The following is an 18273-nucleotide window of genomic DNA, read 5'->3' on the forward strand; positions in this document are numbered from 1 at the left end:
CCCAGCTTTGGACGCTGCTATGGCTAACGACACCCACTACCACCTGCTTACCCCCACCCATAGCCACAGCTTCAACACCTGCTTTTACTGCGGCTGTATTGCTGCTACGCATGACTATGCGCCGCCGCAGCAGTATCTGGAGTTTTACCTGGCGACACGCGAGGCGAGTGAGTTTTTAAAAATTCCGGTTTGTAATGAATGCCATGAGCTGGTTAAACCCTGCAAGGCCGGTACTTTGGATGAGCGGCGTAAATTTGCCAAAGATAAGCTAGCGAAGAAGTACGCCAAGGCGCTGAGTATTTACGACATGTGGACGGTAGATGAGCTGGCGGCGTTAGATTTTAGCCTGCGCCACAGTATTGAAGCCGGCTTAAAACTGGGCGCGGAAACCACTGAGCGGCTTAACTTTTTTGGCTTTGACTATGAAGCCGGCGGTATTAGCCAGCAGGTAGCCGATAGCGCGCCGCTGGTGTTTGAGGTGTTTGGTGAGTGTTTTGATAGCTTTCGTGAAGCGCTTGATTTTGCCAGTAAAGCCTACCGCATACCGAAAAACGCGTTAAAAGAAGCCTTTGCGGATAATGGCAATAGCTTTGAGCAGGCGATTAACGCCATACACCAGCAAGCGGCTGAGAAAGAATTTAACCAGCAACTTAAACAGCAATGTGCGGCCTTTGCTAAACAGCATAAACAAGCAGTGATTTTTGTGCATAAACAAGTCGAGCGTTACCTGAGTGAAAACGCTGATATGACCATAGCCGAAGCGCTGCAGCAGTTGTATAACACCAGAGTAAAACCGGCAGCAGCCAGACGCTAAACTTAAGCCTTAGCCGCGAAGTGGTAAGGTTAAACATAAACCTCACGGGCAAACTTGACAAAGTTTGCCATAACCGCACAATTAGCTTAATTGCAGTAACAGAGACAAGCTAATGGCGACTATGAATGTATCACTGCCCGATGGTATGAAGCATTGGGTAGAACAACAGGCACAAACCGGGCGTTACAGTAATGCCAGTGACTATGTGCGAGACCTGATACGACGCGATCAGGAGCGGACAGCCAAAGTAACCCACCTGCAACAACTGGTTGATGAAGGCATTAACAGTGGCCGAGGTAATAGCACTATGGCGCAGTTGGAGGCAGCGGCAATGGCGAAACTAGCTCGATAACTTATGCCTTATGCACTTAGTAACAAAGCTGAAGACGATATTATTGCTATTTTTGTTGCCGGCGCAGAACGGTTTGGCCTGGCACAAGCAAAGCGTTATCACCAGCAATTAACCACGACTTTTGAGTTTTTGTCTGACAACCCGCAAGCTGCGCCTGTGCGTGAAGAACTTATCCCACCTGTGCGGCTGCATCCTGTCGGTTCACACCTGGTTATTTACCAACTTGAAGCTGACAACAGTATTTTTATTATTCGCGTGAGGCACGCGCATGAGGACTGGTTAAACAATAGCTAACGGCTTAACGATAAAAGCTCTGGCGCCTAAATCCAGCGCCAGCGCGCGCAGTTCGCTTTGCTGTGCTATCGGCGCATAGGCAAAGCAAGTCACCTGCATGCCGGCTTCACTGGCGGTATGGATAAACTGGCACAGCTCGCTAAAACCATACCGGCTTGGCTTAACGGCTTGCTGATAGGCTGGCGGGTTGCTGGCCGGCAGGTAAATTTCCAGCTTTTCTACTTCCAGATCAAGCAGCTGTTGGCACAACGCCGTGGCCTCATCAGGCGCTACCAAACCATAGGTTACCAGTGTTAACGGCACACCATGACGTTTGCTTTTAAACGCCGGTAAAAATGTCGCCAGCAGATCCATGTGTAACAACGGATCGCCAATACCGGCCAGGGCCAGGCCTTGTAGCTCAAACTCGGTAGAAGCCTGCTGCTCGTAACCCGCCTGATACGCTTGTTCGGCGCTATCCAGCAATTGCTGTGCGGTAGGTGCCGGTGTAAGTTGCGCCAGCAGTGCATGTTGGCCTGCCAACTGCAATAACGACTGCGCCGCTGGCAACTGGCTGCCACAGTGCAGGGTTAAGCGTAGGTTGTCTGCATAACTGATTAGATTTACTGTCATTTTGCCTCCGAAGCTGTGCGGCTTATCATGGCACAGCTTGTTAATCGCCCCAAATTTATTGCTTAAAGGCTGCGCCAAATCAAGCTGGCATGATTAGCAGCTGCTAAACTTAACGCCTATTAATTAAGCGGCGCTAATAAGCCATGAAACCGACCCCAAAATTCAGGATATGGCGCGAGCAGCGCGTAATTATGGCCAGCATCAGTGGTGGCTGGAGCCAATTTACCGCCGAAGATTATGCCAGCGAGTTTAAACTGCTAGCCGGGCCGCTGGCAGGCAGTGATTGGGCGCATATTGTCTATCTGGACAACTGGCAACTGGGGGTGCCGGAAATTGAACCCATAGTACAACAACTGGTGCACTGGTGTATTAACAACGGTTTACGTTATGCCGCCCAGGTATATTGCCCCAATATGATTAAGCAGTATCAGCTTAACAAGATGGTAAGTGACAGTGTCGGCCGCTTCGAAAAGCGGGTATATCCAAACGAGCAAGATGCCTTTAACTGGTTAGCGTCACGGGGTTTTGCTACCGACAGTAACCAGCTAAGGCACACCGGCTAATAACACACCGCCAGATACAGCAGGCCGTTGTATAATCCGCGGCATGACAACCTGACAGTGCCGGGATTACAGTGTGTGTTAGTCGGACCTGTGCAAATTATTCACTCAACTTAAAACGCCGGCTTTCGCTGCGCAACTGGCCCGCCATTTTTTCCAGCTCGGCCGAGGTTGCATCGGCTTCGTGTGAGCGCTGCCGGGTATCCAACGTCAATGCGTTTACCCGCAACAGGTTTTGATCCATTTCCTGCACAACTGTACTTTGCTCTTCAGTGGCACTGGCAATTTGCATTGTCATATTCGTAATAGCACTAACAGACTGCATAATGTCGGTTAACGCCGTACCGGCCTGATCAGCCATGGCAACGCCCTGCTGCGCTTTAGTAACACCGGCATGCATGGTATTAACCGCATTGGCTGCACTGTGCTGCAGCCGCTCTATCAACGCTTTAATTTCTGTAGTCGAGGTTTGGGTGCGGGCTGCCAGGGTGCGCACTTCGTCGGCTACCACAGCAAAACCGCGGCCCTGCTCGCCGGCTCGCGCCGCTTCAATTGCGGCGTTAAGCGCCAGCAAATTGGTTTGCTCGGCAATAGCCTGAATAGTGTCTAATATTGCGCCGATATTCTGGCTTTCCTGCTGCACGGCAGAAATAGTGCCCGAGGCGTTATCTACCTCGGCAGCTATTTCATTAATACTGCCGATTACTGAGCGCACGATATTCTGGCCCTGCTGCGCATGTTGCTCTGAGGTATGGGTGGCTTCTGAGGTACTTTGCGCATGTTTTGCCACTTCAGCAATGGTGGCGGCCATTTCATTCATAGCGGTAGCAAGCTGCTCTATTTCTGCCGCCTGACGCTGTAAATCAACATCGGTGCGGCTGGTAATGTCTGACACCCGGGCAGCGTGCTCGGCAACCTGCTCTGATTTGTCAACCAAATGGCGGATCAACTCACGCAACTGCTGCTGCATGGCATTAAACGCCTGTGCCGCCAGGCCAACTTCATCGCGGCTTTGAATAACAAGCGGCTCACCGGTAAGGTTACCTGCAGCAATGGCCTCAGCTCGTTGCGTTAAGGCTTTCATCGGTAACGAAATTACCCGTCGCAACCAGATGCCAAATAACACCGCAGCAACCAGGGTTAACACCAATACCGCCCACACCGCACGCATGGCGTTTTTATCGGTTATTTCCGCGCTGGCGATAATAGCGTCGCGCTCGGCTTGAAAAATACGCTGCACTTGCCCCAGCGCCTGCTGCACCTGGGTTAAGGCGGCTAACGACTCGCTCTGGTATATAGCCGTCCGTTGTGCCGGTGCAGCCACCGTTATATTGACCGCGCTCTGATGCAGTTGCTGGTGCGGTGTATCAATAGCGTCCAGCGCCCGGCGTAGCTCCGGGCTGCCACTTTTATAAACATCAGACGCTTTAAATTGTTCGTACCAACGGCCAAAGGCACACTGCTGCGGATTTAACTGGCCGTTGAACGACTGTTGCAACAAAATACTGTTTGCCAGCTGGTTAGCCCAAACTAAATGATCAATTTCTTTTTCCAGCTGCAATACAGCCAGATTTCGCTTATCTGCGGCGCTGGCGCGGGCAGAATTCATTGCCAACTGCGCCAGTTGCACCACTATTGCCACCACCAGCATAAGCACGCTTAACGTACCGAAACTGATAAACAGTTTTTTACCAACTGATAGACCGGCTGAAGACAAAGTTTTTGCGGAATTAGTTTGCATTACGACACCTTACAACAGGAAATTGACTTTTTATATTAGCAAAATTTAATCATTAGTTGTGTGCTTTACCACAATAATCTAAGCAGTGCCGTTTTTGCCCTTGCACAAATTAGCAGCAAAGCCTAAAGTACATTAGATTATGCTTTATTTGAATATGCATATTCCTTTAAAGCATATTAATGTTCCTCACCATGCTGCACTAAATGCAGCCATAACTGGAGCTAACATGAGTGCACAAGTTATCGCCACTACCCCCTTCGATGTAGTCGTTATCGGTGGCGGTGCCGCCGGTCTATCAGCAATAGCCAGCCTGTTAAAGCGGCAGCCGGATTTACGCATTGCTCTGGCAGAGCCTGGCGCAGAGCACTATTATCAGCCTGGTTGGACGTTAGTTGGCGGTGGCGTGTTTAAACAGCCTGACACGGTCAAACCGATGGCAGCGTTAATACCAAAACAGGTTAGCTGGTACCAAAGTGCTGCCGCTGGTTTTGCCCCGCAACAAAACCAGTTAACGCTGGCCGATGGCAGCTGCCTGAGTTACCGCAGCCTGATCGTTGCAACCGGCTTAAGCTTAAATTGGCAGGCAATTGACGGCCTGAATGATAACCTGGGCACTAATGGTATTACCTCAAACTATGCACGCGGGCTAGCGCCTTACACCTGGCAACTGGTGCAGCAACTAAAGCACGGCAAGGCGCTGTTTACCCAGCCGCCAATGCCAATAAAATGTGCCGGTGCGCCACAAAAAGCCATGTATTTGGCTTGCGATCACTGGCAGCGCCAGCAGGTACTCAACAACATTAATGTGCAATTTTGCACTGCAGGGGCAGTATTGTTTGGCGTGGCCGACTATGTGCCGGCGCTGCAGCAGTATGTTAAGCATTACGGTATTGGCCTTAACCTGCAAACCAATTTAGTGGCACTGGATGCCAGCAGCAAAACCGCGCATTTTAAGCAAACTCAGGCCGATGGCAGTAGTAAAGACATTGAAAAACACTTTGACATGCTGCATATCACCCCGCCGCAGGTAGCACCTGACGTGATAAAGCAAAGCCCGCTGGCTGATGCTGCTGGCTGGGTAGATGTATATCCGGATACACTGCAGCACAAAGCCTGGCAAAATATCTTCGCCTTAGGCGATAGTGCCAATACGCCAAACGCGAAAACCGCCGCCGCCGTGCGCAAACAGGCGCCGGTGGTGGCAGAAAACCTGCTAAGCCTGCTTAATAGCACCCCACTGCGCGCTGTGTATAACGGCTATGGCTCCTGCCCGCTCACCGTTGAGCGCGGCAAAATTGTGCTGGCCGAGTTTATTTATGGCGGTAAGGTTGAACCTACCTTTCCGACATGGCTGGTCGATGGCACTCAGCCAGCCCGATTGTCATGGTTTTTAAAGGAAAAACTGCTGCCGCCACTGTATTGGTACGGCATGCTAAAAGGCCATGAGTGGCTGGCCGCGCCGGATTATCGTGATGATATACCGACCGATCGCCATGCCAAACCCAGCTGTAATTTTGACGCCAGCTAACTCAAATCACGTCTACAAGGATTACACCATGCGTTACCTTATCTACCCGCTTTTGCTAAGCCTGAGCAACCTGGCTTTGGCCGACAATAGCCCAGCCGAGCTTAGCAAGTTGCAAACAGATGCCCAACAACGAATTAAAAGCTTTTCCGCTGAGCTTAAAGCTGCTCTCAAAGCCGCTATTAGCAACGGCGGACTACCCAATGGCGTGCAGGTATGTAAAGAGCAAGCACCATTAATTGCCGAAAAATGGTCAACGGACGGCTGGCAAATTGGCCGCACCAGCCTGAAAGTGCGTAACAGCGCTAACAGCGCCGACAGCTGGGAGCAGAATGTTTTACAGGGTTATGCCGCTAAGCTTGCCAATGGCAGCATGCCAGCTCAGCTTAAACATGCTGAAATTGTCGGCAGTGGCAGCACCCAGGTGTTTCGCTATATGCAGCCGATAATGCTCGACAGCATGTGTGTTGCCTGCCACGGCAGTGCGGTGGCAGCACAGGTGCAACAAAAAATACAGCAGCACTATCCGGATGATTTGGCCACCGGCTTTAACCCCGGCGAGCTGCGCGGGGCTTTTACGCTGCAAAAGCAGCTATAACTACCTGACAATAGGTATTTAACAGTGCCCGCCATAAACCCAAAGCTTGTTATAGCGCAAGCTTTTGCCTTTGATGTATTCGCTACTGTGCTACCAAACAGGTAAAGTAGTTAAGGCAAACCTAATTTACAGAGGTGTAAAATGCGAGCAAACGTTGGTGGTATTGATAAGGTAGTACGTATTATTGGTGGTGTAGTATTAGTTGCTTTGGCAGCAACCGGCACTGTGGGTGTTTGGGGCTGGATAGGCATAGTGCCTTTGCTAACCGGCTTGTTTAACTTTTGCCCGCTATACAGTTTGCTGGGCATTAAAACCTGTAAGCTATCTTGATCAGCTAATAACAAGTACTACTACAGAAGGCGCATACTGCGCCTTTTTACATTTTTTTATGTCATTGACCTGAAATTAATCGTTATTTCAGTCTCTTATCCATCATATCGGTAAAATAGATTAGATTAATCTAATAAACTTATTTCCTTTAGTTATAAGCTTATTCTATTATGGAATACGAAAGTTGAGACCAACCCTAACTCACTGAGGATACAACCATGACTGATACTATTGTAACGTTTCCACAACTGAACAAACCCGCGCCAGCTTTTAATGCCAAAACCACCCATGGCATGAAAACGCTGGAAGACTATAAAGGAAAATGGCTGGTGTTGTTTTCACACCCAGCTGACTTTACGCCAGTTTGTACCACTGAGTTTATGGGTTTTGCTACCCGTGCCAACCAGTTCGCCGCACTTAACTGCGAACTACTGGGCCTGTCTATCGACAGCGTGCACTCGCACATTGCCTGGGCGCGCAGCATTGAAGAAAACTTCGGTGTAAAAATTACCTTCCCAATCATTGCTGACCTGTCGATGGACGTGGCCAAAGCCTATGGCATGATCCAACCCGGTGCCAGCGACACGGCTGCAGTGCGGGCCACCTTTATCATTGACCCTAACGGTATTTTACGGGCGATGGTGTACTACCCAATGAGCAATGGCCGTAGCATTGACGAGTTTTTACGGGTACTTAAAGCACTGCAAACCAGTGATGAGAATAAAGTGGCTACGCCGGAAAACTGGCAGCCAGGTGACGAGGTGATTGTACCGCCACCGGCTACTATGGACGAAGCCGAAGCACGTAAAGGCCAGGGCTACAACTATGTTGACTGGTACTACAGCACCAAATCGCTGTAAGCAACTTATCTGAAACCAGGGGCCCAAGGGCCCCTTTCAGCCGTTTTGCGAAACCAATAAAACAGATGCTGCGACAATATACCGCAGTGCCAATGTCACGTCTTGCCACTACCATCGTCATGGCGATGTGTGACTGGCGAGATTTGCAGAGGTAAACGCTAATGAATAAGATTTTCCTAATAGAAAGACTGCTAATGCCTTTTATTCTGTCTATACTGATGACCTGTGTGATCTCGTTTGTCAGCATTATCAAAGCATTAGGTTTAGATGGGTTTAGTATCGCCGGTTGGTTAAGTGCCTGGCTCTGGTCTTGGGGTATTGCCTTTCCTACCCTGCTAATTCTATTGCCGCTGGTACGACGTTTCACCCAATCGATGTTGTTAAAAATTACTGATGCTAAAGCCAGTCGCTAACCGGAGTTAATTATGGAACTTGATCCACTACTACTTTCCCGCATCCAATTTGCGTTTGTGGTGTGTTTTCACGCTATCTTCCCGGTATTTACTATCGGTTTAGCCAGCTTTATTGCAGTGCTGGAAACTTTATCTTTTAAAACTGGCAATCCAGTATGGCAAAAACTGTCTAAATTCTGGATCCAGGTGTTTGCCGTGGTGTTTGGGATGGGCGTGGTGTCTGGCATTGTGATGTCATTCCAGTTTGGTACCAATTGGAGTAACTTCTCATACGCTACCGCGAATTTTCTCGGCCCGGTACTGAGCTATGAAGTAGTGACGGCGTTTTTCCTTGAAGCAGCGTTCCTAGGTGTGCTGCTGTTTGGCCGGGATAAGGTGCCACAGGGTGTGCACTTGTTTGCCGCCATTATGGTCGCCACCGGCACCTTTATCTCCTCGTTCTGGATTTTATCGGCCAACTCGCTGATGCAAACGCCAGCCGGCCTGGAGCTGCGCGATGGCATGTATTATGTCGCGTCATGGAGTGAAGCGCTGTTTACTGCCTCATTTGGCTATCGCTTTTTACACATGGCACTGGCGTCATTTTTAACCGCCGCTTTGGTGGTCGCCGGTGTGAGTGCCTGGTTTGTGCTGCAAAAACGTGAGTTTGATGCCAACCGTAAGGCATTATCGATTGCCTTGTGGATGCTGTTACTGCTGGCGCCAATGCAAACCGTAGTAGGTGATTTTCATGGCCTGAATACCCTTAAACACCAGCCAATGAAAGTAGCTGCTATGGAAGGTAACTGGGAAACCCGTGAGGGCGTGCCTTTGCTACTGTTTGCTATCCCTGATAAAGAACAACAACAAAACCACTTTGAGCTGGGTATTCCGAAACTCGCCAGTTTTATTCTGACTCACGACTGGGAAGGCACAGTGCCCGGGCTCAAAGAGGTGCCCGTAGAGGAGCAGCCACCGGTGTTTATCGTGTTCTGGTCGTTTCGCGTGATGGTTGGCCTCGGTTTATTAATGATCGCCGTGGGTGTGTGGGGCTTAGTGCTGCGCCCGGGTGGCCGCTATTATCGCTCAACCGCATTTTTACAAACCCTCAGGCTAATGAGCATTAGCCCCTTTTTGGCGGTGTTAGCAGGCTGGGTAGTAACTGAAACCGGCCGTGCACCCTGGCTAATTTACGGCCAAATGACGCACGCACAGGGCCTTACACCGTCTCTTACCGGTGGCATGGCGCTGTTTACATTAGTTGGTTATGTCGTGGTTTATAGCCTGGTTTTCAGCTCTGGCGTTTATTACCTGCTCAAAGTGTTTCGTGGCGGTTTAGAAAAAGCCAATGCACCACACGAGATGGACGAAGTTGAACGGCCTATGCGGCCTTTCTCTGCCGCCCATGCCAGTTTAGAAGGAGATAAGTAATGGCACAGCCGTTTGATTTAACCCTGATTTGGGCCGGCATTATCGCTTTTGGCGTCATGATGTATGTTCTAATGGATGGCTTCGACTTAGGCCAGGGGATTTTATTTCCGTTTGCGCCAACAGAGCATCACCGCGATGTAATGATGAACTCGGTAGCCCCGGTATGGGATGGCAACGAAACCTGGCTGGTGCTGGGTGGTGCCGGCCTGTTGGCGGCGTTTCCACTGGTGTACGCTGTTTTTTTACCGGCGCTGTACATCGGTGTGTTTTTGCTGCTGGCTGGGCTTATTTTCCGCGGCGTGGCCTTTGAGTTTCGCTTTAAGGCGAAAACCTCTCGTTACTTATGGAACTGGGCGTTCGCCGGGGGCTCTATTGTCGCGTCCTTTGCACAAGGTGCCGTCGTGGGCGCTTATATTCAGGGTTTTGCTACTGAGAACTTCCGTTATGTTGGTGGTGCACTGGACTGGCTAACGCCTTTTACCGTGATCACCGGCCTGGGCCTGGTGGCCGGTTATGCTTTGCTCGGCGCAACCTGGCTGATTATGAAATCGGAAGGCGAAGTACAGCAATGGGCGTACAAAGTAGCGCCGCGTTTGCTGCTGGTGGTACTGGTGGTGTTTGCGGTGATCAGCGCCTATACCCCCTTTGTCGACGAGCGGGTATTGTCACGCTGGTTTGATGGTTTCTCACTATTGTGGTTATTGCCGGTACTGGCAATGTATTGCGCCTGGGTGATCTACAACTCGTTAAAACAACAGCGTGAAGGCACGCCTTTTGTCGCCACCATGGGGTTGTTCTTGTTTACCTATCTGGGCTTGCTGGGCAGTAAGTGGCCCTATATGGTGCCACCTAACTACACACTTTGGGATGCGGCATCAGATTACAGCTCGCAACTCTTCCTGCTGTTAGGCTTCTTGTTTGTTATCCCTATTGTGCTGGCCTACACCGCCTGGACCTACTGGGTATTTCGCGGCAAGGTAAAACAAGGCGGATACCATTAGGTGACGGCTAAGCAAGTCATTTCAGCTGAGCACGCAGCCGGTTTAGCCTTGCTAAAGCGGTTGCAGCACCAGGAAAAGCCCCGCTTACGCCTTAGCATTCTGGCTGGCAGCACCGCCACTGTGCTGCTTATTCTAAGCTGGTACTTAATTGCCCTGTTAATACAACAGGTGGTACTGGCAGAACCTGGCAGCACCACTCTACAGCTATACGGCGGGCTAATTGTTAGCCTGCTGTTGGCACGCAACTTAGCACTTTACTGGCAAGAGCAGCTGGCACAAACCGCCAGTAATAATATCAGGGCCAGCCTGCGCCAGCAGTTATTGCAGGCCTGGCAAGCTACTAAACCTGAATCGCTGCAGCAGCAGGCAGCCAGCAGCCATGCCGGGCACTGGCTGGAAGATACCGATGCACTGGACGGTTACTTTTCCCGCTATTGGCCACAGCAACAACTAATGCTGCTATCGCCGCTGCTGATCTTAATAGCAATATCAGTAAGCAACTGGCTGGTGGGCTTACTGCTGCTGTTAAGTGCACCGTTGATCCCGCTGTTTATGTCGTTAATCGGCATGGGCGCTGAGCAAATAAACCAAAAACATCTAACCCAGCGCCAGCGACTGGCTGGCCACTTTTTAGATCGGCTACGTAAAATGACGCTGATTAACCGCCTCGGCGCTGCCGAACAGGTAAAAGCTGAAGTCGCCAGCCGCAGCGAGCGATACCGCCAACTAGTGATGAAAACCCTGCGGGTAGCGTTTTTATCTTCAGCGGTACTGGAGTTTTTTGCCAGCGTGGCGATTGCCGCTGTGGCTATCTATATCGGTTTTGTCTTGTTTGGTGCCATCAATTTTGGCCCGGCACAAAGTTTAACCCTGGCCAGCGGCATTTTTATGCTGGCACTGGCACCTGAGTTTTTTCAGCCGCTGCGCCAATTTGCCCAATCTTACCACGACCGCGCCGCAGCTCTTGCTGCCGCCACAGAGTTAGCGCCGCAGTTGCTGCCAAGCGCTTTGCTACCCACACAGCCGCTACAACTGCAAGATACCAACAAGACAGCCAAGGCTTTTGCGTGTCGGGATCTTAGCGTTAATACCGCAACAGGCCGGCAGATTTGCCAGCAGGTTAACATTAACCTTAACCGGGGCCAGTGCTTACTTATCAGTGGGCCGTCCGGTGCCGGTAAAAGTACCATATTAAAAACCTTCGCCGGCCTGCAAGCCCCTGCTCATGGCCAGGTATATGTTGGCCAGTCGCCGGTGACGCAAGCCCGGGTATTTTATCTGGCACAAAAACCCTGGGTGTTTAACGGCACGCTGCGCGAAAACCTGGCAGTGCTAGGCCCTGATGTTGATGATACCGCCCTGCTAGCGGCGTTAAACAGGGTTGGTTTAGCCATGCTTTGCCCCTCGCCGGCACAACTGGACAAACCGCTGACAGAGCGCGCTGAGGGGCTGTCAGGCGGGCAGTTGCAGCGCCTGGCGCTGGCACGGGTGCTGCTGTCATCCTTTGATATTATTGTGCTGGATGAACCTACTGCCAGCTTAGATCTGGCCAGCAGAAAGCAGATTATTGCCTGCCTTGAGCAGTTAAAGCGCCAGCATGCACTGATTATTGTCAGTCATGATGCACAGCTGACTAAACTGGCTGATCAGCAGCTGATACTGACAGCCGGGGATAAGCATGTTGCCGCCTGATAACATCAACGCTTTGCGTTTTTGGCTAAACCTCTTTATAACGCGCAATAGTCATCGTCTTGGGGTTGGCGCTATGTTAGCCGTTGCGACGGCATTATCCGGCATAGCCTTGTTAGCACTATCGGGTTGGTTTATTACCGCCACGGCACTTGCCGGCTCAGCCATAGCACTGGGGTTGGTTTATGCGTTGGATATTTATCTACCCGGCGGCGGTATACGGTTTTTTGCCTTAAGCCGCACCGTTAGCCGTTACTTTGAGCGACTATACAACCATGATACGGTGCTGGGTCAACTGGCCAGGAGCCGGGTGGCGTTGTTTAGCGGCCTGCAGCAGCTATCACGCAGCCAAAGCCGCACCAGCAGCGACAGCGACTGGCTAAACCGCCTGACAGCTGAGCTGGATACGTTGGACAACCTGTACCTGCGACTACTGTTGCCGCCCATGGTTACGCTGCTAAGCACTATAGTATTTTTTGCTATCTTGGCGCTGTGGTTACCGTGGTTTTCCTTGGCTACAGCCGCTGGGCTGTTACTGGCATTACTACTGAGCTGTGTGCTGTTTTTACGGCAGAATATTAGCCAGGGTGCTGAACTGGCCGGGCTGTTCCTGGCGGCACGAGCCGAGGTAATACAGCTGCACGAAGGCATTGCCGAACTTAGTGCCAGCAAAAGCCTGCCGTGTTATCAGCAAAAGCTAAGTCAGAGCAGCAGCGCCATACAGCAGCAAGAACAGCTACTGCAACAAAGCAAAGCCCGCCTGCAGCTAATAATAAATTCGCTACAAAGTGCAGTATTTGTGCTACTTATTTTTATGCTACTGGATGTCTTTACCACAGCAGCTGTATCAGCGCCGGTGGCCGTGTTGTTTATCTTAGGCTGGCTGGGCGTGGCCGAGTTGATAAGCAGCCTGCCGGCTCAGCTTAGTGTTTTTGGCAAGACAGCATTTTCTGCCGTAAGGCTGGCCCAGTTAGCGCAAATGCCAGACACCACCGCGCGTATAGCGCAGCAAAACCAAATTACCACGGTAAAACTTAGCGTAACAGCTCACCCGCATATTGCCTGCAGTGCGCAGCAAACGCTTGACTTGGTGCTCAACGCTGACAACGCCAAGCTGCTGGTTACCGGCGAGTCAGGCTCTGGCAAATCAACCTTAGCCGCTTGTTTGGCTGCCGAGCAAAGCCACCCTGGCGTTGAGATCCAACTAAATGGCCATGCCTTAGATACCGCTGATTGGCCGCGTTATCAGCAACAGGTGGCCTATTTAACACAGGCCAACACCATCTTTGCTGATACCCTACGTTATAACCTGCAGCTGGGACAAGAAACTCGACCCGAGCAAGTACTGTGGCAAGCATTAGCGGCAGTGGAGTTGGAGCAATGGGTCAGGGCATTGCCGCAAGGCCTGGATACCTGGCTGGGCGATTGGGGGCAAAACCTGTCGGGCGGCCAGGCCCGGCGGCTGAGTTTAGCCAGGTTACTGCTGCGCCAAGCTGATTTAGTGATCCTGGATGAGCCATTTAATGGTTTGGATACAGAAATGGCAAACCGCATATGGCATAACATTCAGCCCTGGTTAGAAAACAAGCTGGTGTTTCTTAGCCTACATGAGAACCCGGAACTGCTGGTTAACATAAGCCGGTTTTATCATCTACCGTTAATAACACAGACTGACACCGATATCTAATTAACTCTCTCGCCTAACATACTCCCGGCTTTAATTTTCATTTCAATTTAGGCGAAATACGCGCACTAAGCTTTATTAACACTTCGATTGTTGATCCATCGCAAAAATAAATTAGGACAATCTAATATATTTATTTCATTTGGGCATAACCTTATTCTATATTTTCATAACACTAAGTTAGCCACTAATCTTCAGTGGTAGCCAGCAAACAATTGTAAGGTTAAAACCTGCAAAGGAGCACAAAATGACTGATTTTCATGTTGAGGCGTTTTTAGATAACGATAGCGAAACTTTCAGCTATGTGGTTAACGACACCACAACCAAACTCGCTGTGGTAATTGACCCGGTGCTGGATTTTGACTATAAGTCTGGCCGCACTTCAACCGCCAGCGCTGAGAAAATGCTGGATTACATCAAGCAGCATAACCTCAGCGTCGAGTGGGTGCTGGAAACCCATGCCCATGCCGATCACTTGTCAGCTGCACCCTTTTTTAAGCAACAGTTGGGCGCAAGAATCGGTATTGGTGAGCATATAAAACAGGTGCAGCAGATTTTTAAAAGCGTCTTTAATTTAGCGAAGGAATTTCTGCCCAACGGCGCCCAATTTGATCATTTGTTTAAAGACGGTGACGAGCTAAACGTGGGTAGTCTGTCGATTAAAGTGATGCACACACCGGGGCATACGCCGGCCGATTTGGCATACATTGTTAACCAGAAAGCAGCTTTTGTTGGTGATACCCTGTTTATGCCGGATGTCGGCACGGCACGTTGCGACTTTCCAGGCGGTAATGCCACTACCTTGTATCGCTCAATTCAACGGTTACTGACACTGCCGCAGGATACGCAGATTTATGTTTGCCATGATTACCCGACTGCCGGGCGCAAGCATGAGTACCTGACCAGTGTCACCGAGCAACGCAAACATAATATTCACGTACAGGACGGCATAAGTGAAGCGCAGTTTGTCGCCAAACGCGAAGCACGCGATGCAACCCTGGAAATGCCCCGACTTATATTACCCTCTATCCAGGTAAATATTCGAGCCGGACAAATGCCTCCGGCAGAAGCTAACGGCAAAGTATACTTAAAAATACCTATCGACCAGCTTTAACACAATAAAGGCTTAAGCGCCTGTGCCTGCACTGGCGCCATGCTGATAGCATTGCTGAGGTGGGCGATGCAGTCGGTGCTCCACACCCGATTTACCCCGGCGGCTTTGATCAGCGCCAGCGCATCGCCGGCAAATAAGGCATGGGTCACGGCGACATCGACTGAGGTGACGCCGCAACAGCTTTGCTCTGACACAAAAAACGCCGGGCAGTGCCGGCGTTGTGTTCAATTATAACGGCTTAGCGCCCACCGGGCTCGGCGAATTTAGTCATCCAGTCTTTTACCTGGTTATACCAATAGATGGAATTATTCGGTTTTAAGATCCAGTGATTTTCGTCGGGGAAGTAAATCATCCGTGACTCAACGCCACGCGTTTGCAGCGTGCGGAATAGCTCAAAACCCTGGCCTACCGGCACGCGGTAATCTAACTGGCCATGGATCACTAAGGTTGGTGTGTTAAATTTGTCGGCATGGTAATGCGGTGAAATACTCTTATAAATATCCGGGTTGTCCCAATAGCCACCAAACCGCGTAGAGTGCACAGCAAAATCAGCCGCCATTTGCGAGTACATATTGTACACCGCTGCATGAATTAGCAGCGCTTTAAACGGGTGCTCTGTGCCCAACAATATTGACGATAAGTAGCCGCCGTAGCTGGCACCACCGGCTACCATACGCTCGGTGTCAATCCAGCTTTGGTTTTCAAACCATTTGGTGGCAGCCTGAATATCGGCCAGCGGCTTGGTGCGCCAATCCGGGTTTATCGCGTCGGCAAAATCCTGACCAAAACCACTGGAGCCATGAAAATTAGGCCAGGCGGTAACATAACCCCAGGAGGCGAAGGTTTGTGCATTCCAGCGGTAGCTAAAGCTGTCGCCAATGGCGTTGTGCGGGCCGCCATGAATAAGTAAAAACAGCGGGTATTTTTTGCTGCTATCAAAACCTGGCGGGTAATGCACCCACATCTGAATATCCTTACCCTCTGCACCTTTATACGTAACCGACTCGTATCGGCCTAATTCAGTGTTAGCTAACAGCTCGTCGTTAAATTTATCTAACCGGGTGGTTTTGCCATTTTTAGCGTCTACCAGCACTAAACGCGCCGGGTACAAAAAGCTGTCGTTGGTAGCTACCAGCTGGGTTTTGCCAGCCAATGCCGGCCGGCCAAAGCTGGTGGCGCTGGTAATAGCGCGGGCTTTACCGGTTTTGGCATCTACGTAATACAAACGCTGGGTGGCGGCATCGTCGATACTGGCATAAAAGCCTTTGCCATCGGCAGCCCAGATAAAATTACTTACCGAGCGGTCCCAATTGCTGGTTAGCTCGCGTTGTTTTTTGCTGGCGATGTCGTATAGCTTAAGACGTGCGGTGTCGGCATAAAAGCCGGCAATACGCTGGCTGCTAAAAGCCAGGGTTTTACCATCCGGGCTAAAGCTGGGGTTGGTGTCCGGCGCGGGGTTTGCCGCCGTCAGGTTTTCTGCGCTGTCACTGCCTAAACGGGCGAAAAAGATATCAATTTTTGGATCGGTCTGGTTGTCGCTGCCATTGGCATTAAAAGCAATGTACTGCTCTTTGCTGTCGATATCATAGCTGGCGGCGCTTTGTGTTGAACGCGGTAGCTGATACCCCAGCGGCTGGGTAACCGGCTGCACCTCACCACCTGCAGCGGCAATACGGAATACATGCGCCTGGCGGTTTTCGTCTATCCAGTGGTCAAAATGCGAGTACGGCAGTGCATTCCATTGTTTCGCTGACATTTTATTGTCTTTTTCGGCCTTGATATGTGCGGCCATCTCGTCCCAGCTTTTTTCCGGCCAAACCCGGCTGATAAAATACAAATGCTTACCCTGCCATTTCAGGCCATATACGCCGGTGGGCACTTGCGTTAAGCGCTGCGCCTCACCCGGTGCGGTCATAGGTAACAGGTAAATCTGGCCGGCGTCGTCTTTGTCGCGCTGGCTGATAAAGGCCAGGGTTTTGCCATCCGGCGAAAAGGTGGCTTCGCTGGCGCGCAGGCCTTCAGCGGTTAACGGCGTTTGTTGTTTGCCATCGGCGCTAAACAGCCACAACCGGGTGTGGCCTTTGTCGGCTTTAACATCATATGTGGTTACCGGCGCGACAATATAACGACCGTCGCTTGAGGTAACAGGGCTGCCAATACGCTCAAGCTGCCACAGCCGCTCTACGCTAAGGCTGGTGTCGTCCTGCGCCCATGCTATAAAAGGCAACAGGCACAGCACCAGCAAAAGGTGCAGTTTTTTCATCGGTATAACTCCATTATTGTTTTAGTAAAGTACCGGCAAGATACTAGCACAAGGTGGCGCGCTGTCAGCACAGAGTAAGACAAGTGGCATTATCTTAGCGGCAATACCAGATCAGGCTGACGGCCTTTACCCGTTATGTGCACTGTGTCCTGCGCAAAGGTCACAATGCTGTAAGCGGTTTCGGCTGTATTAAGCATGCCATGTAAGGTAACAAAGTGAATGCCATGCTTTTGGCCATAGGCCCCTTTGTGGTTATGGCCGTTAAGCCATAGTTTTACGCTGGAATGGCCGCTAATAAGTGTCATTACCTCCTGGTGGTTCCATAACACGTGATGATCCAGCGGGTATAGCGCAAAGTGGCTGAGTAAGGCCACTTTTTTTGCTTCCTTATCGGCCTGTGCCAGTTGCGTTGCCAGCCAGGACAATTGCTCAGCACCAATAGCACCGTTCCAGCTTTCGCCGGTGGCGTACTGCCGGGCAATAAGCTGCTCATTTCGTTTATGCTGCGGGCTATCTTTGGGCCAGCCATACTGGCTAACGTCGGTGCCGTCCAGCACGATAAAGCGCCAGTCGCGGATATCAACATGGTAGTACCGTGCTGGCATGCCCAGCAGGCCCGTTACGCTGCTTTTGTGTTCATCAGCAACGGAGAAATCATGGTTACCCAAAACATGGTAAAGCGGCGCCAGGCTTTGCGCCAAAATAGGCTGCATAACCGCAAAACTGGCCATGTCTTCATCTATTAAATCGCCCAGTTGTGCCGTAGCCTCAAGTTGTTGCCCGTTTAAATCGGCTATGGCGGCACGGAGTTTGGCCGGACAACTGCGAAAAAACAGCGCATCGCGGTCGGCTTTGTCGGCATATTGGCAGTCGGCGATAACACCAAGCCGGAACGCTGTTGAAGCCGACGCTTCAGCAGAGTAGCTGGCTGGTGAGTACAGTTTCGCACATAATAGCATTGCAAAATAAAATCTATTTTTCATATAGTTAACCTGATAAAAGCCACATTGCTG

The 18273-nt window shown here is 50.8% G+C and carries 19 protein-coding genes; 14 read left to right on the forward strand and 5 right to left on the reverse strand.

All coding sequences use genetic code 11. The features are described 5' to 3' along the window. The first annotated feature begins 19 nt into the window (after positions 1 to 19). From ACYVIC_RS02950 to ACYVIC_RS02960, 3 genes are all read left to right on the forward strand, one after another. Positions 20 to 814: a hypothetical protein gene (locus ACYVIC_RS02950; protein WP_460857123.1), complete on the forward strand. Its 795-nt coding sequence runs from the start codon at positions 20 to 22 to the stop codon at positions 812 to 814. 112 nt (positions 815 to 926) lie between these two features. Continuing rightward, positions 927 to 1166: a type II toxin-antitoxin system ParD family antitoxin gene (locus ACYVIC_RS02955; protein WP_460857125.1), complete on the forward strand. Its 240-nt coding sequence runs from the start codon at positions 927 to 929 to the stop codon at positions 1164 to 1166. A 3-nt stretch (positions 1167 to 1169) separates the two neighbouring features. Further along, positions 1170 to 1460: a type II toxin-antitoxin system RelE/ParE family toxin gene (locus ACYVIC_RS02960; protein WP_460857126.1), complete on the forward strand. Its 291-nt coding sequence runs from the start codon at positions 1170 to 1172 to the stop codon at positions 1458 to 1460. Here the strand turns inward: ACYVIC_RS02960 and ACYVIC_RS02965 are convergent. Then, positions 1446 to 2072, reverse strand: a complete 627-nt coding sequence (locus ACYVIC_RS02965; RefSeq protein WP_460857128.1) for a hydrolase TatD — start codon at positions 2070 to 2072, stop codon at positions 1446 to 1448. The genes ACYVIC_RS02960 and ACYVIC_RS02965 overlap by 15 nt on opposite strands. Before the next feature lie 143 nt (positions 2073 to 2215). On the opposite strand from ACYVIC_RS02965, the gene ACYVIC_RS02970 reads away from it, so the two are divergent. Further along, positions 2216 to 2635 (forward strand): hypothetical protein, encoded by a 420-nt coding sequence (locus tag ACYVIC_RS02970; protein WP_460857129.1) that lies wholly within the window; start codon positions 2216 to 2218, stop codon positions 2633 to 2635. Between the two features lie 97 nt (positions 2636 to 2732). Here ACYVIC_RS02970 and ACYVIC_RS02975 read toward each other — a convergent pair whose 3' ends face one another. Beyond that, entirely contained in the window at positions 2733 to 4373 is a 1641-nt protein-coding gene (locus ACYVIC_RS02975) for a methyl-accepting chemotaxis protein (RefSeq protein WP_460857132.1), read from the reverse strand. 226 nt (positions 4374 to 4599) lie between these two features. On the opposite strand from ACYVIC_RS02975, the gene ACYVIC_RS02980 reads away from it, so the two are divergent. The 10 genes from ACYVIC_RS02980 (at position 4600) to ACYVIC_RS03025 (ending at position 14997) form a co-directional block, all read left to right on the forward strand. Then, positions 4600 to 5901: an NAD(P)/FAD-dependent oxidoreductase gene (locus tag ACYVIC_RS02980; protein WP_460857134.1), complete on the forward strand. Its 1302-nt coding sequence runs from the start codon at positions 4600 to 4602 to the stop codon at positions 5899 to 5901. 28 nt (positions 5902 to 5929) lie between these two features. Beyond that, complete coding sequence (locus ACYVIC_RS02985) at positions 5930 to 6496, forward strand: Tll0287-like domain-containing protein (RefSeq protein ID WP_460857136.1); 567 nt, start codon at positions 5930 to 5932, stop codon at positions 6494 to 6496. Between the two features lie 141 nt (positions 6497 to 6637). Continuing rightward, positions 6638 to 6826, forward strand: coding sequence for a YgaP family membrane protein (locus tag ACYVIC_RS02990; protein WP_460857138.1), 189 nt, complete (start codon positions 6638 to 6640; stop codon positions 6824 to 6826). A gap of 218 nt (positions 6827 to 7044) precedes the next feature. After that, positions 7045 to 7686 (forward strand): peroxiredoxin, encoded by a 642-nt coding sequence (locus ACYVIC_RS02995; RefSeq protein WP_460857139.1) that lies wholly within the window; start codon positions 7045 to 7047, stop codon positions 7684 to 7686. Between the two features lie 161 nt (positions 7687 to 7847). Beyond that, positions 7848 to 8099 (forward strand): DUF2798 domain-containing protein, encoded by a 252-nt coding sequence (locus ACYVIC_RS03000; RefSeq protein WP_460857141.1) that lies wholly within the window; start codon positions 7848 to 7850, stop codon positions 8097 to 8099. 12 nt (positions 8100 to 8111) lie between these two features. Further along, a complete protein-coding gene (locus tag ACYVIC_RS03005; RefSeq protein WP_460857142.1) occupies positions 8112 to 9509 on the forward strand; it encodes a cytochrome ubiquinol oxidase subunit I in 1398 nt (465 codons plus the stop codon). Further along, positions 9509 to 10510, forward strand: coding sequence for a cytochrome d ubiquinol oxidase subunit II (gene cydB, locus ACYVIC_RS03010; RefSeq protein WP_460857144.1), 1002 nt, complete (start codon positions 9509 to 9511; stop codon positions 10508 to 10510). The genes ACYVIC_RS03005 and cydB overlap by 1 nt, the downstream gene beginning before the upstream one ends. Then, the gene (gene cydD / locus ACYVIC_RS03015) at positions 10511 to 12202 is read left to right on the forward strand and encodes a thiol reductant ABC exporter subunit CydD (protein WP_460857146.1); all 1692 of its coding nucleotides are present in this window, start codon (positions 10511 to 10513) and stop codon (positions 12200 to 12202) included. It abuts the gene before it with no gap. Continuing rightward, on the forward strand, positions 12189 to 13886 hold the full coding sequence (locus ACYVIC_RS03020) for an amino acid ABC transporter ATP-binding/permease protein (RefSeq protein WP_460857147.1): 1698 nt from the start codon (positions 12189 to 12191) through the stop codon (positions 13884 to 13886). Before cydD ends, ACYVIC_RS03020 begins: the two co-directional genes overlap by 14 nt. A gap of 244 nt (positions 13887 to 14130) precedes the next feature. Next, a complete protein-coding gene (locus ACYVIC_RS03025) occupies positions 14131 to 14997 on the forward strand; it encodes an MBL fold metallo-hydrolase (RefSeq protein WP_460857149.1) in 867 nt (288 codons plus the stop codon). On the opposite strand, the gene ACYVIC_RS03030 is transcribed toward ACYVIC_RS03025, so the two are convergent. The 3 genes from ACYVIC_RS03030 to ACYVIC_RS03040 all read right to left on the reverse strand — a co-directional run bounded on the left by ACYVIC_RS03030 (position 14994) and on the right by ACYVIC_RS03040 (position 18243). Continuing rightward, on the reverse strand, positions 14994 to 15191 hold the full coding sequence (locus tag ACYVIC_RS03030) for a hypothetical protein (protein ID WP_460857151.1): 198 nt from the start codon (positions 15189 to 15191) through the stop codon (positions 14994 to 14996). The genes ACYVIC_RS03025 and ACYVIC_RS03030 overlap by 4 nt on opposite strands. Before the next feature lie 44 nt (positions 15192 to 15235). Next, positions 15236 to 17260 (reverse strand): S9 family peptidase, encoded by a 2025-nt coding sequence (locus tag ACYVIC_RS03035; RefSeq protein ID WP_460857152.1) that lies wholly within the window; start codon positions 17258 to 17260, stop codon positions 15236 to 15238. Between the two features lie 89 nt (positions 17261 to 17349). Next, a complete protein-coding gene (locus tag ACYVIC_RS03040) occupies positions 17350 to 18243 on the reverse strand; it encodes a metallophosphoesterase (RefSeq protein ID WP_460857154.1) in 894 nt (297 codons plus the stop codon). Positions 18244 to 18273: the final 30 nt, after the last annotated feature.

The sequence above is a fragment of the Rheinheimera gaetbuli genome (assembly GCF_054781935.1).

Excerpts from the sequence above, each read along its gene's own strand:
- ACYVIC_RS02955 (WP_460857125.1), top strand. The coding sequence starts at position 927 with ATGGCGACTATGAATGTATCACTGCCCGATGGTATGAAGCATTGGGTA.
- ACYVIC_RS03035 (WP_460857152.1), bottom strand. The coding sequence starts at position 17,260 with ATGAAAAAACTGCACCTTTTGCTGGTGCTGTGCCTGTTGCCTTTTATA.
- ACYVIC_RS03025 (WP_460857149.1), top strand. The coding sequence starts at position 14,131 with ATGACTGATTTTCATGTTGAGGCGTTTTTAGATAACGATAGCGAAACT.
- ACYVIC_RS03020 (WP_460857147.1), top strand. The coding sequence starts at position 12,189 with ATGTTGCCGCCTGATAACATCAACGCTTTGCGTTTTTGGCTAAACCTC.
- ACYVIC_RS02965 (WP_460857128.1), bottom strand. The coding sequence starts at position 2,072 with ATGACAGTAAATCTAATCAGTTATGCAGACAACCTACGCTTAACCCTG.
- ACYVIC_RS02975 (WP_460857132.1), bottom strand. The coding sequence starts at position 4,373 with ATGCAAACTAATTCCGCAAAAACTTTGTCTTCAGCCGGTCTATCAGTT.
- ACYVIC_RS03000 (WP_460857141.1), top strand. The coding sequence starts at position 7,848 with ATGAATAAGATTTTCCTAATAGAAAGACTGCTAATGCCTTTTATTCTG.
- ACYVIC_RS02950 (WP_460857123.1), top strand. The coding sequence starts at position 20 with ATGGCTAACGACACCCACTACCACCTGCTTACCCCCACCCATAGCCAC.
- cydB (WP_460857144.1), top strand. The coding sequence starts at position 9,509 with ATGGCACAGCCGTTTGATTTAACCCTGATTTGGGCCGGCATTATCGCT.
- ACYVIC_RS02960 (WP_460857126.1), top strand. The coding sequence starts at position 1,170 with ATGCCTTATGCACTTAGTAACAAAGCTGAAGACGATATTATTGCTATT.
- ACYVIC_RS02970 (WP_460857129.1), top strand. The coding sequence starts at position 2,216 with ATGAAACCGACCCCAAAATTCAGGATATGGCGCGAGCAGCGCGTAATT.
- ACYVIC_RS03040 (WP_460857154.1), bottom strand. The coding sequence starts at position 18,243 with ATGAAAAATAGATTTTATTTTGCAATGCTATTATGTGCGAAACTGTAC.
- ACYVIC_RS03005 (WP_460857142.1), top strand. The coding sequence starts at position 8,112 with ATGGAACTTGATCCACTACTACTTTCCCGCATCCAATTTGCGTTTGTG.
- ACYVIC_RS02985 (WP_460857136.1), top strand. The coding sequence starts at position 5,930 with ATGCGTTACCTTATCTACCCGCTTTTGCTAAGCCTGAGCAACCTGGCT.
- ACYVIC_RS02980 (WP_460857134.1), top strand. The coding sequence starts at position 4,600 with ATGAGTGCACAAGTTATCGCCACTACCCCCTTCGATGTAGTCGTTATC.
- ACYVIC_RS02990 (WP_460857138.1), top strand. The coding sequence starts at position 6,638 with ATGCGAGCAAACGTTGGTGGTATTGATAAGGTAGTACGTATTATTGGT.
- ACYVIC_RS02995 (WP_460857139.1), top strand. The coding sequence starts at position 7,045 with ATGACTGATACTATTGTAACGTTTCCACAACTGAACAAACCCGCGCCA.